This window comes from Pseudomonas sp. IT-P260 (assembly GCF_949768395.1).
Classification (GTDB): domain Bacteria; phylum Pseudomonadota; class Gammaproteobacteria; order Pseudomonadales; family Pseudomonadaceae; genus Aquipseudomonas; species Aquipseudomonas parakoreensis.
Genome location: NZ_CATKPO010000033.1, coordinates 199,182 through 214,722, shown reverse-complemented (window position 1 = coordinate 214,722; position 15,541 = coordinate 199,182). Strand labels below are relative to the sequence as shown.

The window sequence follows — 15,541 nt, the reverse complement described above, 5'->3', positions numbered from 1 at the left end:
CGGCCTTCGCCAAAGGAGTATCAGCTTCGACGTGAACGCCTAGCCCACCGACGTTGCTCGCGTCGCCGGGGCAGGGTGACGCGACGTCATCAAGCCGATAAAGGAGATTGCCAGCGCAAGGCCAATGGTGGTGGTGACTTCGGTGCGGTGCTGCGGGGTGATCATCATGACCGCCAGCGCCGCACAGATGAAGCCGATCACCAGCCACGTCAGCCAGGGAAACAGCCACATGCGGAAGGTCAGCTCGACTTTGCGCTGTTGCAATATCCGCCGCATGCGCAGCTGCGACACCGCAATCGCCAGGTACACCAGCAAGGCAATCGCCCCGGAGCTGGCCAATAGAAACTCGAACAGCCCGGCGGGCATGAAGTAGCTCCATACGGTGATCGATGCGCCCAGCACGGTGCTGGCGATCACGGCGGCCCGCGGCACACCTGCCGCGGAAGTCGCCTTCAGCGCTTTTGGTGCATCGCCTCTACGACCCAGCGAGTACAACATGCGCGAGGCAATGTAGATCGAGGAGTTCATGCAACTGGCCACGGCGATCAGGACGACGACATCGACCATGAACTTGGCATTTGGAATGTTCATGATTTCAAGGGCGCGCTGATACGAGCCCACCGAGGCCAGCAACGGATCATTCCAGGGCACTACGGAGATGACCACGAAGATCGACAGCAGGTAAAACACGCCAATGCGCCAGATCACCGAGCGGGTGGCCTTGGCAATGTTCTGCGCCGGGTTATTCGATTCGGCGGCGGCGATGGTCACCGCTTCAGTGCCGATGAAACTGAACATGATCGTGATGAAAGCGCCGACCACCGCCGACAAGCCGTTGGGCGCAAAACCGCCGTGCGTGGCCATCAGACTGCTCAGCCCGCTGACTTCACGGTCGGGAACCCAGCCCATCAACACGGCAAAACCGACACCGATGAAGCCGATGATCGCTACCACTTTGGCCATGGCGAACCAGAACTCGAACTCACCGTATTTGGACACGCTGAACAGATTGGTCACCACCAGCGCAATGATCGATCCCAACGCGAACAGCCAGGCATCGACCTGCGGAAACCATTGGTTCAACACATGCCCGGCTGCCAGCGCTTCGATAGGAATGACCAGCACCCAGAACCACCAGTACAACCAGCCGATGGTAAAACCGGCCCAGCGGCCGATGGCCTGGTCGGCATAGGTGGAGAAAGAACCGGTGTCCGGATTGGCCACCGCCATCTCGCCGAGCATGCGCATGACCAGCACGACGAGCAAACCGGAAAACAGATAGGCGAGCAGCACCGCCGGCCCTGCTGCGGCAATGGCGTGCCCTGAACCGACAAACAGACCGGCGCCGATAATCCCGGCGATGGACAGCATTGTGACGTGACGAGGCTTGAAGCCCTGCGCCAATTGGCTACTCGAATCCATGGAGTTCGGGCTGATCATCGGTATTTTTATTCTCTGCTGATCGACATTTAAGCGAATTGAACGGGCACCCGATCGAACACCATCGTTGCCTGCTGAAACTCCCGAAAGAAGCCCGTCCAAACGCCGCAGCTCTTATCAACCCCATGATCCGAGCGGGGTCGTTTGATACGAAGACACGGCACCTTAGCCGGCCTTGTCGCTGATTCAGTAGCCTGATTGCGCCATGATCGTGTCTGATATCGACATGCGAATACCATGAGGTCGTATTGGAATTTTCTACGAATCTCTCAGCTATTCGACCGAATCGCGCATCAGCCGGGAAAAAGATCGAGTCGAATATGCCAACATTCAGGGCGGTAGTTCGGATAGCGTCCGCCGGCGAGTGGCTGACTATTACGATGGTTTTTATGGACAGGGGCTATGCAATGGATTTGAAGTTCAGTCATGTAGATGTACTGGTCAATAATCTCGAGGAAGCCTGTGCTTACTACGCACACATACTAAACGCCAGGATTTCCAAAACACTTGTCTGGGAGCGGGGCGGTCTGCATGTTCGCTACGCGATTGCACTGATAGGTCAAGAACGTTTCATGCTGGTGCAACCGTTGGCAGGCAATCTGAAAGAGCTTTTGGATTCCTCGGGTGAAGGCATGATTTACCGCCACTGCTACTCAACGAAAGATATCGAAAAAGCCTATGACGAGCTGATGGACGCGGGTGTTCAGCCTCAAGACGAAAACGGAGAGCCATTGCCTCGCGCGAATCTGCAATCCCCGGCCGGCGCACGCATTATCTGGTTACCAAAGCGCTTCGGGCATTTCTCTATCGAAATACTCGAAGAAAAGGCGCTGGAAGCGTTTATCGAGACTGCGTTTAGCTGAAAAAATAGCGGCCACTCCTGGATTAAGTGACTTGGCAATGGCAGCGAGCGGTTGAATCCACATTCGATTGCAGCCCTTCGCTAAAAGGCAACAACTGGCAGAGGTCGGCCAGAAGCAGTCGTTCGCTAGCGGCTGCTTTTGGCCGATCAAGACCATTGACGAGTATTCGCTTTTGCCAAGGACGGATCACCAAACCAAAAAGGACATCAATCTAATTTGCCAAAGTTGCCCTGAACGGGGCGTCGTCCAAGCTAACAAGCGCTGGCTGCCGGATTACATGCCATGACGATCCATGCCGCGCCGTCGATCATCACCGACCGCTCGCCGGGGAGGTCGGCGAAGGCGGCACGAACTGCAGCCCAGGCGCGGTCACGGATGTCATCGGTTTGATGCGCGAGCACAAGCGACAGCGGGCCGCCCTCGAACGCCATCCTTACCGCGTCGTCGATCGCCGCATCCCGAGTTTCGCCTTCGCCGAATGGGATGGACACATCGAACGGCGCAAAAGTGATATCGGTAAAGCCAGCCTCCGTCAGGATACGTTTCACGCGCCCCCGGTCACCGAACGAGAAAGGTCCGGGTGCTTCGGGATCAGGCGGTGCGATCGGCGGGACGATGCCCCTGATCGCACCCATCGGCAGGCGCACCCAATCGTTCTCGGCCACGCCGCGCCAGCAGATGAAAGCGACCCGCCCACCTGGTCGGAGCGCGCGTCGCATATGGGCAAACGCCACTGTTGGATCGTCGAAGAACATCACCCCGAAACGCGAGTAAAGGATGTCAAACGCGCCGTCGGGCAGCTCGGCGCTACTGGCGTCGGCCACTTGGAACAGGACCGGCGTATCCTGCGGCGCAAGCTCGCGCGCTCGTCCAATCAGCGATTCGGATATGTCCACGCCCAGCACATGTCCGCCCGCACCGACGCGTGCGGCCAGAGCCAGGCTCGACGCGCCCGCGCCACAACCGACGTCAAGCACGCGTTCGCCGGTGGCGGGCGCCGCGGCTTCTATCGCGGCTTGGCCAAATACTGCAAACATGGCGTCGAGCCGGGCCTGGTTGACGGCCCAATACTCTCCGCTTTCGCCATTCCAATCGGCGACCTGATAGGCTTTTTGCTCTGTCATGACATCTCCTCGTTTTATTTCGTTTTTGACCAGCCAGCCTTTGATCGAGGCAAGGAAAGGGCGGCCCATGCCGCGATCCGTTCCGCGATCGCCTCAGGCGCCTCGATGTGCAGGAAGTGACCGACGCCGGAGACGAATTCCATCGCGTGCGGGGCGGCGAACCGATGTCGGTCTTTAACATGTGTAGGGAGGATGCAGCCGTCGTTGGCACCGTGAAGCTGTAACAGGGGCACCGTGATCGGCTGAGACATGCGTCGCGTCGCACCAATCATGCCGGGGCGCAACATCGCCCGGTAATACTTCAGGGGCGCGGGCATGCTCTTGCGCAGATGCTCGTGTAGCTCTGCCTTGAGAGCGGGATCGAGCGAGAAGCCGGGCGACCATTGACGCCAGAGGCTGTCGATGAAGGCAAGATCGCGGGCGGTGGCGATCCAGCCGCTTCCAGGCAGTTGAAAGAGCCCCATGTACCAGCTCCGGCGTAGCTGAGCGAGATGCGTCAGCCGGCTCATGAACGTGAGTGGATGGGGGATGGCGAGCGCGACCGCGCGTTCGATCCGTTCCGGTGCTGTAACGCAGGCGTCATAGGTGATCAGGGCGCCCCAATCGTGGCCAATCAACTCCACGGGGCGCCCCGGAGACCAACGGTCGATCAACGCGAGCACGTCACTGGTGAGAGCCGAGAAGTCGAACGGCCCCGCGGTCGGGGATGGCGCGTAACCGCGAAGCCAGGGTGCGACGACATGACGGCCACGGCGGCCGAGCTCGGCAAGGAAGAGCTTCGCGGTTGGCGGATGATCTGGGAAACCGTGCAAGACGATCGTCGGTTGACCATCGGGATCGCCGCCCTTCAGCGCATGAAAGGTTCCGTGTGGCAGGTCGAAAGTGACGTGTTCGAACTCCATGTGTTTCAGCCTTTTTGAAAAATGGTCAGGCGAGAAATGCTGATGCGGGCCTCGGTGTTGCTGGTCTTGGACATGTGCGTCTCCATGCTCACCTCCAGTCTGTGCTCTTAAGCCGGCATCGACTGCTGGGCGAAGGATCGGCCATCGCGCCTTGCCATGTCTCCGGAGTCAGGCCGTGCAAAAGCCGGGGACGGCGACCTTCTGGAACAGGTGCGGGGTGGCTACGACGGATGACGGATAGGCCGAAACCTTCGCGACGAATTCGGGGCGGGCGAAGGCATCGCGGAGCGTCTCGGTGGACTCCCACACCACATAGTTCAGGAAGGTCGGACTATCACCGATCGCTCGGTGTAGTTGGGTGGAAATGAAGCCCGGCTGCTTCTTCAGGGTTTCGCCTGCCGCTTTGAAGGCGTCCAGGAAACCCGCTTCGTCGGCGGAACCGACCGTGAATATGTTGATTAGTACGATTGGCGCGGCCGAGATGCCGAGTTGGCGCTCAAGCGGGAACTTATCGTCTAGCGGCTTGAATTTCTTCAGGACTTCCATTGTGGCGCTCGCGTCTATTGTGGAATTGAAATTGTCGTGATCGATGCTGCTTGCTCTCACACGAGCATGGACTGCTGGGCGAAGATGCCCGCCATCGCACCTTGCCATGAAGCCGTGCTGACAGAAGCCATTAGAGGGTTAGCGAGATCGCCGGCAGCGTAGACGCCGGGCACACTGGTTTCGCGTCGCTCGTCGACCTTGAGGACGATGCCCAGGGGCGTATCGACTGTGGCGAGGCCCAGTGATTCATGCAGACGTGCGGACGGTTTGTTGCGCGGATGCGCGAACAGGATGTCGACCGCAACAGAGGGGCCGGCGTCGAGCCTGACAGTGGTGTTGTGGCTCTCGTCATGGTCGATTTCGGTGATTCGACCATCGACGACAGGGGTGCCGCGGCGTGCCAGATCGGCCCGGATCTCGGGTGGAATGTCTTGACCATTGGCGAAGACTGTCAGTGTGTCGGTCCAGTCGTGGTATAGCCTGACATAGTTGTGCGAGGGCGGGCCGGACCAGACGAGGCCCCAATGCCGGCCCGCAACTTCAAAGCCGTCGCAATAAGGGCAGGGCACGATGGAGGTTCCCCAGCCTTCGGCAAAGCCGGGAAGTTCAGGCATCTGGTCTGCGACGCCATAACTCAAGATCAGGCGGCGTGCCCTGAGGCGTTCGCCATCACCCGTGAGGATGGTGAAATCGTCAATGGTGCCGGAGATACTCTCGGCCCGGGCAGTAACAAGACTGATCGTAGGGTAGCGCGCCAACTGTTGCCGCGCTTCAGCCAGAATCTCCAGCGGTGGCTTGTGATCGTGGCCAAGCAAACCATGCGAGTGGTCGGCGAAGCGATTACGCGGAAGGCCGGTATCGAGAACGATGACTTTTCGGCGGGCACGACCAAGCTGGAGAGCGGCGGCAAGACCCGCAAAACTGCCGCCGATAATGATGACGTCATTCATGGTGATAGGCTCCGCGTTGTGGCTGAAGGGACTCGGGTTTTACTGTTTGGATACTTTCGAGTACCATAATCCTTGAATTACGATACCGTCAAGTACTGGAATATTTATGACCGAATTCAGCCAGACCCGGCGCGGCCGGCCAGCCAACGAGGCGCTCAGCCAAACGATCGTCGACGCCGCCGGCGAGCTTTTTGTGGAGTTGGGATTTCAAGCGACAACAATGGACAAGGTCGCCCAGCGGGCAAAAATATCCAAGCTAAGCATTTACCGACACTTCGAGAACAAGGAGGCGCTGTTCAGCGCGGCCATTGCGGCCCATTGCCATCAGTTTGCACCACAGTCCATTGTTGAAGGCATCGACGGTTCGGCTGCAGATCAGCTGATGGCGGTGGGGACATTCCTGCTACGCACGTTGTTGAGTCCGGAAGTGCGCAGTGTTGAAGCCATGATCATGGTAGACAAGACGAAGCAAAAGTCGTTGAGCAAGCTCCACTACGAAGCCGGTCCCGCCTATGTCACGGCCCAGATCGAGGCCCTGTTGCGTCAGTTGCACACGGAGGCGATGCTAAACGTGCCCGACCCTCAGGAGTCTGCTCGCTTGTTTGCCGCGCTTATCAAAGGCTCCGATCTTCTGATGATCGCCCGCTTCGATGAGGCGAAGGCAAAGGACGACAAAGAAGTCGAATCCTATTGCCGGTCCGCCGTCGCAATGTTCATCGCAGCGCACGGTGTTTAGCGGTTGATTTGAACGCCTGATGTCGGTCGTTAGCGGGACATCGCACACGGCAGGTTTCGGCTGTGGATTCAACCGGGCATCGCGGTAGAGTTTTCTTCAACGATCATTCATGAGGGAGTCACGAGGTTACTCGACGCTAACATCATGTAAATCCCAGTGAGCGCTTATCCATAAGTGTCCTCATTAGTAGGCATTTAAAGCCAGGACTCGATCTGCGCGCAAACCGCGTGGGTGGAAATAGCGTAACGATCATGCAGAGTCGGCAAGGCTCCAGCATCGAGGAATGCGTCGGGCAAAGCGATCTGTCTGAAAGTTGGCGTCACCTCATTGCGCAGCAGGTGCGCAGGGTCTTGGCCTTGCCTATCTCGAATGTATAGCCGTACTCGGCTAGCACCAGCGGCACGCTGCCGCGCAGCAAATGCATGTACACCGGTCCCTGATGCGCGGCGCTAGGCGCTGAGACCCTGCACGACTTATCTAAAATCACTGGTCTCGTGACCTTATTCCTGTGTAGTCACGAGTTGTCAGCCCACAATAGGATGAGTAAGCTGCTGTCATGAATCAGCTATCAGTACCTGCCTCCTCGCCGAACACTCGTGGCCCGGCCGAGCACGACATTCGTGACCAGATTGTCGCCGCGGCCAATGAGCACTTCAGCCAGTATGGCTACGCTAAAACCACGGTTTCCGACTTGGCCAAGGCTATCGGTTTTTCCAAGGCGTACATCTATAAATTTTTTGATTCCAAACAAGCGATCGGCGAGGCCATCTGCGCCAACTGTCTGGGGCAAATCGTTGCAGCCGTCGAGCAGGCCGTTAACGCAGAAGCTGTTTCAGCAACCGAGCGTTTGCGCAGATTGGTAAAAACCGTCGTTGCCACGGGTGTGAACCTGTTCTTCAACGACCGCAAGCTTTATGACATCGCTGCGTTTTCCGCCTCGGAGCGTTGGCACAGTGCCCAGGTGTATGAAGCACAGATCAAAGACTTTATTGTCGACATCGTGCGGCAAGGGCGAGAAGCGGGGGAGTTCGAGCGCAAGACTCCACTGGACGAGACAGTCGAGGCAATCGATCTGACGCTGCGACCTTTCGTAAACCCCTTGCTGTTGCAGCACAATCTGGATTTCATCGAGCAAGCGCCCACGCTGACCTCCAACCTCATCCTGCGCAGCCTCATGCCCTGACTGTCGCTGATTAAATCTGTCAGTCGATTCGAGTCAAACGACATCCCCATATGACGTTTCCCGTTCCCGGCCAATGAGTGCCGGGAGAGCGCAAAAAATTGCTCGTCGTGACCATTGACTGAATTGGTCACATGGATAATATGGCTTCGCTGTAGTGCTCGATCTTTTTTCCAGTGATCTCCATAGAGTCCCGATAATGAAAAAAACAATGCTCAAGAACCCCGTGGGCCTGGCCGTCTTGTTTGTGTCTTCCAATGTGCTTGCCGGTGGCTTTGCACTCAACGAACAAAGCATCAGCGGGATGGGGTCCGGTTTTGCTGGGCGATCGTCATCGGCCGAAGACGCCAGTACGATCTACGGCAATCCGGCGGGCATGGCGCGGCTCAAACAAGAGCAGGTCAGCGTGGGGGCGGCGACATTGTTCGCCAAGTCAGATATCAGCCGGACTCGCAGTACGTTCGGCGGTAAGGAGGACGGCGATATGGTGCCCACGACCACCGTACCGATGGGCTATTACGTCAAACCCATCGATGAGCACTGGGCATTCGGCGTCGGGTTTTATGTACCCTTCGGGTTGATCACCGACTACGGCAGTGGGTTTGCCGGACGCTATTACGCCAACAAGAGCGAAGTCACCACGCTGACTTTCCAACCGACCATCAGCTACGCCTTTAACGAAACAGTCTCGATCGGTTTCGGTCCGACCATCAACCGGATCGGTGGAGAGATATCGGGCATGGTGCCCAATCCATTAACTCCTGGGCGCAATGACGGTAAGCTCAAAAGCACGGGTGATGACACCGCGCTGGGCTTCAACGCTGGTGTGCTGGTGCAGGCGACAGATCAGACCCGCTTGGGGCTGACTTATCACTCCAAAGTCAGTTACCACCTGGATGCGAAAACCAAGGTCACCGATGGCATTTTCAGCGTGCTGGGCGTCAGCGGCCGCAGTTATGACGCATCGCTGGATGTTGATACGCCGGAGTCGGTGGACTTTTCGGCCACGCATCAATTCAACAACGACTGGACGCTGTATGTTGGCAGTACCTGGACCCGCTGGAGTCGCTTCAAGGAGCTGACGATCGAAAACAGCGGCCTGCCGCCGTTGCTGAGCAGTCAATTGGGGACGATCAGCGAAGAGCAGAACTGGCACGACACGTGGGCTCACGCCATCGGCGCCGCTTATCGATTGAATAATCAATGGGTGCTGCGTAGCGGGTTTTCGGTTGATCAATCACCCGCCAACAACACCAATCGCGGGCCCCGTATTCCTACTGGCGATCGAAAGGTTATCAGCTTCGGTGCGGGCTGGACTCCTGTGGAAAATGTCACCATCGACTTCGCTTATTCCTACCTCTGGGAGGAGAGCGTGAAGGTCAACGACACCTCGTCATCCAGAGGTGCCTACAGTGCCAGATACAAGAACAGTGCGAGCGGGCTGGGTACGTCTGTCAGCTACCGTTTCTAGCTGAGGGCTGTACTCAAAATGCTGAGACGGGAGTGCGTGATGCCTCCCGACCTCAGACCTGCAAAGGTATGTTTGTCGGGCCGATTCTCGTAGAGAGGTTGGCCCTTTTTTGTACGTCAAACCCCATGACTCTGGCCAGGCTCTGATGAAAACGCCGTTGCGTGGCTCACGTCAAAACCGCGATAGGCCTTTTGCTGCGTACTGTCGAGCAGACTCTTTACAAAGCTTGCGAGTTTCATCGTGACGTGACTGGCAGCGTTTCAGGTACTTGCCAGCCGCCGCCGAGCGCTTTGAATGCCGCGACTGCAGCCCGCGCCGATTCTGTCCGCGCTTGCGCACGGGCATCGGAAGCCTGGAGCAACGTTTCGTCCGCGTGGAGCACATCAATCAGGCTCGCGGTGCCTTTTCCATAGGCAATAAAAGACGATTGGCGAGCCTGTGTCAGAGACGCCTCGCCTCCCGCGAGCGTGGTGGCCTGAAGATTGCGGTTCACCAGGGCGGAGAAGGCATTCTCGACATCCTCAGTGGCGCGTAATACCGACTGACGATAAGCGGCCAGCGCTTCGGCCTCCTGTCCTTTGGCCTGATCGATCTGCGCGTTTATCCGGCCTACGTCAAAAAGTCTCCAGCGCAACCCAAGGACGGCCGCCGACTGACTGGCACCGCCAGTGAACAGGTTGCCGCCGGAAACAGCCGTTGCGCTACCGAGCAATGCGCTAAGCGAAAGTTTCGGGTAGTACTCGGCAATCGCCACGCCGATGCGAGCATTGGAGGCTGCCAAGCGGCGCTCGGCGACGATCAGATCCGGCCGGCGGCGCAGCAGATCGGCTGGCGTTCCCGAGGCGTTTATCGGCGGCACAACAGGAATGCTCGCCGTACCGGCCAGTTGCGTGCGGTGAGTACCCGGCGGGGTGCCGAGCATCACGTCCAGCGCATTCATGGCGGCATCCAGGCCGGTCTGCAGAACTGGCACGCTCGCTTGGACTTGCGCCAGCGCGCCCTCTGTCTGTTGAACTTGATAGCGGGCAGCGAGGCCTTTGCCGTAGAGCAGGCGGACTTTTTCCAGCAGTCCCTGCTGCGTTTCGACTTGCCGGTTGGCAATCTCCAGTCGCGCCTGCAACCCACGGAGGGTGATGTAGATATCGGCCGTCTGCGCTGCAATGGCCAGGCGTGTAGCGATTGCGCCCGCCTCGGAGGCCTGGTATTCGGCGAGTGCGGCTTCGCGCTCGCGTCTCAGCCCGCCAAAGACATCAATCTCCCAGCCGGCATTGAGGTTGACCTCGTAGGAACTTCCATAGCGATCATAGCTTGGCGTTGAGTTCAACACTTGGCCCAACGGCGTCTCGACGGATTGATAAGCGCGTGCGGCCTGGCCATCAATACTCCCGGAGGGCAACAGAGCGGCATTTGCGGCCCCCAGTCCTGCCCCAGCCTGTGTGACCCGCGCCGCCGCTTGCGCCAGATCGAGGTTCTGTTCCAGCGCCTGGGTGACGAAACCGGTCAATACGGGATCGTTAAAACTCTCCCACCAGTTGACCAAGCGGCTCCGCGCCAATTCCGTTGTCTGTTCGGCTGCTGGCTGACTCAGGAAATGATCGGAAAACGCGAGGGCAGGCCGTTGATAGTCGGGACCGACCGCGCAGCCTGCCATCAAACTGGCGGTCACCAAAAGCGTGATAGGGCGAACAGGAGGCATTGAGGTACCTGCAACAAGGATGATAAGTGACCATATTAAATTATCGTCACACCCTTCAGGTCAACGAAATCCTGAATATATACGCTGATCACTACAATTAAGTGACCATTGACATTAATGGTCACCATGCTGAAAATGCCGAGCACGTCCTATTCTTGAGTAACGGAACCTATGCGCCGGCCTCTAGCTGTACCGATTGCCGTTTGTCTGTTGCCGCTCGTCCTGACGGCCTGTGGCGACTCATCCGTCGCTGACGATCCACGCACCCATGCCCCGTTGGTGAGGTCCGCTGCGGTTTCGGCGGCGTCCGAGGCTTCACGTTCTTTCACGGGCGTCGTGATCGCCCGCGTTGAGGCTGACCTTGGCTTTCGGGTCTCGGGCAAAATACTTGAACGCCTGGTTGACACAGGCCAGACGGTCAAACGAGGTCAGCCACTGATGCGCCTCGATCCGATTGATCTCGGGCTGCAGGCGCGGGCGCAGCAAGAGTCGGTTATGGCCGCTCGGGCGCGAGCCATTCAGACGGCGGATGATGAAGTCCGGTATCGCGATCTGGTCGCCGCCGGGGCCATTTCGGCCTCGGCCTACGATCAGATCAAAGCCGCCGCAGATACCGCCAAAGCTCAGTTGAGCGCGGCGCAAGCGCAGGCTGATGTCGCTCGCAATGCGTCCGGTTATGCGGTGTTGCTTGCTGATTCCGATGGCGTGGTGGTGGAGACGCTGGCCGAGCCAGGACAAGTGGTGAGCCCCGGGCAAGCCGTGGTTCGACTGGCGCGGGCAGGGCAGCGCGAAGCCATTGTGCACCTGCCCGAGACGCTACGTCCGGCGGCAGGTTCGACCGCGCAGGCCACACTTTATGGCAACACCTCGGGTGCTGTGACAGCCAGGCTGCGGTTACTTTCTGACTCGGCCGATCGCATGACGCGCACCTTTGAGGCGCGGTATGTGCTGGAGGGCGCGCTGGCCAATGCGCCGCTCGGTTCGACCGTTACGCTGCAGATCGCTGCCAGCCGCGCAAATGCACAGGTGTTGCAAGTGCCGCTGGCGGCGGTTTATGACCCAGGTAAAGGCCCCGGCCTCTGGGTGATTGCTGGCAACCCGGCCAAGGTGACCTGGCGGCCTGTGCAGATATTGGGCGTGAGCGATGACATTGCGCGTGTCGACGGTGAACTCAAGGTCGGTGAGCAAGTTGTCGCTTTAGGCGCACATCTTCTGCGCGAGGGGGAGGAGGTGAGACTGGCTCAACAGGCGGACGTCCAGGTTGCCGGGAGCCGTCCATGAGCCAGGGGCGCTTCAATCTTTCGGCGCTCGCCGTTCGCGAGCGTTCGATCACGGTATTCCTGATCTTCCTGATCGGTGTCGCCGGGATCCTGGCATTTTTCCAACTCGGGCGCGCGGAAGACCCGCCGTTTACGGTCAAGCAACTGACGGTCATCACGGCTTGGCCGGGCGCGACCGCGCAGGAAATGCAGGATCAGGTCGCCGAGCCGCTGGAAAAACGCCTGCAAGAATTGAAATGGTACGACCGCACGGAAACCTACACTCGTCCGGGTCTGGCCTTCACCGTGGTGACACTGCTTGATCGCACACCGCCCTCACAGGTGCAGGAGGAGTTCTACCAGGCGCGCAAAAAACTCGACGACGAATCGATCAAGCTACCGGCCGGCGTGGTTGGCCCGATGGTCAACGACGAGTTTGCAGATGTGACCTTTGCGCTGTTTGCCTTGAAAGCCAAAGGCGAGCCGCAGCGACTGCTGGTACGTGATGCCGAATCGCTGCGCCAGCGTCTGTTGCATGTGCCAGGCGTGAAAAAGGTCAACATCATTGGTGAGCAGAGTGAACGTATTTTTGTCTCATTCTCCCATGATCGGCTGGCCACGCTGGGGGTAGCCCCGCAGGATATTTTTGCCGCGCTGAACAATCAGAACGTACTGACGCCGGCCGGCTCGATTGAAACCAAGGGGCCAGAAGTCTTCCTGCGCCTTGACGGCGCCTTCGACAAGGTGCAGAAGATTCGTGACACGCCGCTGGCGATTCAGGGACGCACCTTGAAGCTCTCGGACGTTGCGACGGTCGAGCGGGGTTACGAAGATCCGGCCACCTTCCTTGTGCGTAACAACGGTGAGGAAGCGCTGTTACTGGGTGTGGTAATGCGCGAGGGCTGGAACGGCCTGGATCTGGGCAAGGCACTGGATGCGGAGACAACCCGGATCAACGAAGACATGCCACTGGGCATGACACTCAGCAAGGTCACCGATCAGTCAGTGAATATCAGTTCAGCCGTCGACGAGTTCATGATCAAGTTCTTCGTCGCCTTGCTGGTGGTGATGCTGGTGTGCTTTCTCAGCATGGGTTGGCACGTCGGTATTGTCGTGGCCGCGGCGGTGCCACTGACGCTAGCCGTGGTGTTTGTGGTGATGGCGGCAACGGGCAAGAACTTTGACCGGATCACTTTGGGGTCGCTGATCCTGGCGCTTGGACTGCTGGTGGACGACGCCATCATTGCGATCGAGATGATGGTGGTGAAAATGGAGGAGGGCTACGACCGTATCAAAGCGTCCGCGTATGCCTGGAGTCACACCGCCGCACCGATGCTTTCCGGCACGCTGGTGACCGCTATCGGCTTTCTGCCTAACGGCTTCGCGCAATCGACCGCAGGCGAGTACACCAGCAACATGTTCTGGATCGTAGGCATTGCCCTGATTGCCTCATGGGTGGTGGCGGTGGCCTTCACCCCCTATCTGGGTGTGAAGCTGTTGCCGGACATCAAGCAGGTTGAAGGTGGTCACGCGGCCATTTACAACACGCCCAACTACAATCGATTCCGCCGGATCTTGACGCGCGTCATCGCCCGCAAATGGCTGGTCGCCGGAACCGTCATTGCGACGTTTGTTCTGGCCGTTGTCGGCATGAGCCTGGTCAAGAAGCAGTTCTTCCCCACCTCGGATCGTCCAGAAGTGTTGATCGAAGTGCAAATGCCCTATGGAACCTCCATCGAGCAAACAAGTATCACCACCGCCAAAGTCGAGGCCTGGCTGCAAAAGCAGCATGAAGCAAAAATCGTCACGGCCTATATCGGACAAGGTGCGCCGCGTTTCTACCTGGCCATGGCGCCGGAACTGCCTGATCCGTCATTCGCGAAGATTGTGGTGTTGACGCAGAGTCAGGAGGCACGGGAAGCCCTCAAGCTCCGTTTACGCGAGGCCGTTGCCGAAGGGCTTGCTCCAGAAGCGCGGGTCAGGGTTACGCAGTTGGTGTTTGGTCCGTATTCACCATTTCCTGTTGCCTACCGGGTGATGGGCCCCGATCCCTCTGGATTGCGTGAGATTGCCGCTCAGGTGCAGGCCGTGATGCAGGCAAGTCCCTTGATGCGAACCGTCAATACTGACTGGGGACCGCTGACACCCACGCTGCATTTCACCCTGGATCAGGACCGCTTGCAGGCGTTGGGGCTGACCTCCAGTACGGTCGCGCAGCAGTTGCAGTTCCTGCTTGCCGGGGTACCGATCACCGCAGTTCGTGAAAACATCCGTTCGGTACAAGTGATTGGGCGTGCGGCGGGTGATATCCGGCTCGACCCTGCGAAAATACAAGGCTTTACGCTGGTGGGCACGGCGGGCCAGCGAATTCCGCTGTCGCAGGTAGGGACAGTGGACGTGCGCATGGAGGATCCCGTCCTTCGGCGTCGTGATCGCACACCAACCATTACTGTACGCGGCGACATTGCCGAAGGCTTGCAGCCTCCGGACGTTTCAAGCGTGATCACGAAGGCGCTGCAGCCGGTTATCGATACGCTGCCGGAGGGCTATCGAATCGAGCAATCGGGGGCTATCGAGGAGTCGGGCAAGGCCGGCCAAGCGATCTTGCCACTGCTGCCGATCATGATCGCCGTCACGCTGCTGATCATCATTCTGCAGGTGCGTTCGGTGTCGGCAATGATCATGGTGTTCCTCACCTCGCCACTTGGGCTTATTGGTGTGGTGCCGACACTGCTGCTCTTCCAGCAGCCGTTCGGTATCAATGCCTTGGTCGGGCTGATCGCCCTGTCGGGGATTCTGATGCGTAATACGCTGATCCTGATTGGACAAATCCATCACAACGCTCAAGAAGGGCTTGATCCGTTTCATGCTGTGATAGAAGCCACGGTACAGCGCGCGCGCCCGGTGCTGCTGACTGCACTGGCGGCCATCCTCGCGTTCATCCCGCTGACGCACTCGGTGTTCTGGGGCACGCTGGCTTACACACTGATCGGCGGCACGTTCGTCGGAACCATCGTGACGCTGGTGTTCCTGCCGGCGATGTACTCCATCTGGTTCAGGATTAATCATGTGAATCAGAGGCAAACTGAAACAGCAAACTTGAAATAAGCCCGCGGATCAAAGACAGAGAGGACTCTACTGTGCCCTTTCGTATTTCTGATCATAGAGCTTCAGTCGTATGCCATCGCACGATTCGTGTTGTGGGGGCGGCTGAAGATGAAGAGTGTTCAATAATTAACTCGAAGGTCAAAAGCGATTCGTAGTGACGGTACCGGCATATCGAGTCTCTTGGCTGCGAAGCGGGAGAGGGCTGAGCGCGATAGGTAGCTTTCTGCTGGCTGCGGGGAGTGCAATCACCAAGCTCTTTGCAATCG

Annotated in this window: 12 protein-coding genes and 1 pseudogene; 6 read left to right on the top strand and 7 right to left on the bottom strand. The window is 58.5% G+C overall.

The window, feature by feature from the left end:
- Window positions 1–39: 39 nt before the first annotated feature.
- Window positions 40–1,440, bottom strand: a complete 1,401-nt coding sequence (gene gabP / locus ACM6HV_RS14935) for a GABA permease (protein WP_414904593.1) — start codon at window positions 1,438–1,440, stop codon at window positions 40–42.
- A gap of 407 nt (window positions 1,441–1,847) precedes the next feature.
- On the opposite strand from gabP, the gene ACM6HV_RS14930 reads away from it, so the two are divergent.
- Complete coding sequence (locus ACM6HV_RS14930) at window positions 1,848–2,303, top strand: VOC family protein (RefSeq protein WP_145598137.1); 456 nt, start codon at window positions 1,848–1,850, stop codon at window positions 2,301–2,303.
- A gap of 251 nt (window positions 2,304–2,554) precedes the next feature.
- On the opposite strand, the gene ACM6HV_RS14925 is transcribed toward ACM6HV_RS14930, so the two are convergent.
- From ACM6HV_RS14925 to ACM6HV_RS14910, 4 genes are all read right to left on the bottom strand, one after another.
- On the bottom strand, window positions 2,555–3,496 hold the full coding sequence (locus tag ACM6HV_RS14925) for a class I SAM-dependent methyltransferase (protein ID WP_414904592.1): 942 nt from the start codon (window positions 3,494–3,496) through the stop codon (window positions 2,555–2,557).
- Entirely contained in the window at window positions 3,442–4,329 is an 888-nt protein-coding gene (locus ACM6HV_RS14920; RefSeq protein ID WP_414904591.1) for an alpha/beta fold hydrolase, read from the bottom strand. The genes ACM6HV_RS14925 and ACM6HV_RS14920 overlap by 55 nt, the downstream gene beginning before the upstream one ends.
- Window positions 4,330–4,497: 168 nt before the next feature.
- A complete protein-coding gene (locus ACM6HV_RS14915; protein WP_041475302.1) occupies window positions 4,498–4,875 on the bottom strand; it encodes an antibiotic biosynthesis monooxygenase family protein in 378 nt (125 codons plus the stop codon).
- A gap of 56 nt (window positions 4,876–4,931) precedes the next feature.
- Window positions 4,932–5,825: an NAD(P)/FAD-dependent oxidoreductase gene (locus ACM6HV_RS14910; RefSeq protein WP_145598135.1), complete on the bottom strand. Its 894-nt coding sequence runs from the start codon at window positions 5,823–5,825 to the stop codon at window positions 4,932–4,934.
- A 106-nt stretch (window positions 5,826–5,931) separates the two neighbouring features.
- Between ACM6HV_RS14910 and ACM6HV_RS14905 the strand changes: the two genes are divergently transcribed.
- Window positions 5,932–6,561, top strand: a complete 630-nt coding sequence (locus ACM6HV_RS14905) for a TetR/AcrR family transcriptional regulator (protein WP_414904590.1) — start codon at window positions 5,932–5,934, stop codon at window positions 6,559–6,561.
- 194 nt (window positions 6,562–6,755) lie between these two features.
- Here the strand turns inward: ACM6HV_RS14905 and ACM6HV_RS14900 are convergent.
- Window positions 6,756–7,009 (bottom strand): annotated as a pseudogene (locus ACM6HV_RS14900) (hypothetical protein); the annotation flags it as partial.
- Window positions 7,010–7,117: 108 nt separating this feature from the next.
- On the opposite strand from ACM6HV_RS14900, the gene ACM6HV_RS14895 reads away from it, so the two are divergent.
- Together ACM6HV_RS14895 and ACM6HV_RS14890 are read left to right on the top strand one after the other, a co-directional pair.
- A complete protein-coding gene (locus ACM6HV_RS14895) occupies window positions 7,118–7,744 on the top strand; it encodes a TetR/AcrR family transcriptional regulator (RefSeq protein ID WP_145598133.1) in 627 nt (208 codons plus the stop codon).
- A 196-nt stretch (window positions 7,745–7,940) separates the two neighbouring features.
- The gene (locus ACM6HV_RS14890; RefSeq protein ID WP_414904589.1) at window positions 7,941–9,212 is read left to right on the top strand and encodes an OmpP1/FadL family transporter; all 1,272 of its coding nucleotides are present in this window, start codon (window positions 7,941–7,943) and stop codon (window positions 9,210–9,212) included.
- Window positions 9,213–9,447: 235 nt separating this feature from the next.
- Here the strand turns inward: ACM6HV_RS14890 and ACM6HV_RS14885 are convergent, their stop codons facing one another.
- Window positions 9,448–10,908 carry an efflux transporter outer membrane subunit gene (locus tag ACM6HV_RS14885; RefSeq protein WP_414904588.1) on the bottom strand — a complete coding sequence of 487 codons (1,461 nt, stop codon included), beginning with the start codon at window positions 10,906–10,908 and terminating at the stop codon, window positions 9,448–9,450.
- Window positions 10,909–11,079: 171 nt separating this feature from the next.
- Here ACM6HV_RS14885 and ACM6HV_RS14880 point away from each other — a divergent pair, with 171 nt between their 5' ends.
- Window positions 11,080–12,189, top strand: a complete 1,110-nt coding sequence (locus ACM6HV_RS14880; protein ID WP_414904587.1) for an efflux RND transporter periplasmic adaptor subunit — start codon at window positions 11,080–11,082, stop codon at window positions 12,187–12,189.
- Window positions 12,186–15,275, top strand: a complete 3,090-nt coding sequence (locus tag ACM6HV_RS14875; RefSeq protein ID WP_414904586.1) for an efflux RND transporter permease subunit — start codon at window positions 12,186–12,188, stop codon at window positions 15,273–15,275. Before ACM6HV_RS14880 ends, ACM6HV_RS14875 begins: the two co-directional genes overlap by 4 nt.
- The last annotated feature ends 266 nt before the right edge of the window (window positions 15,276–15,541 follow it).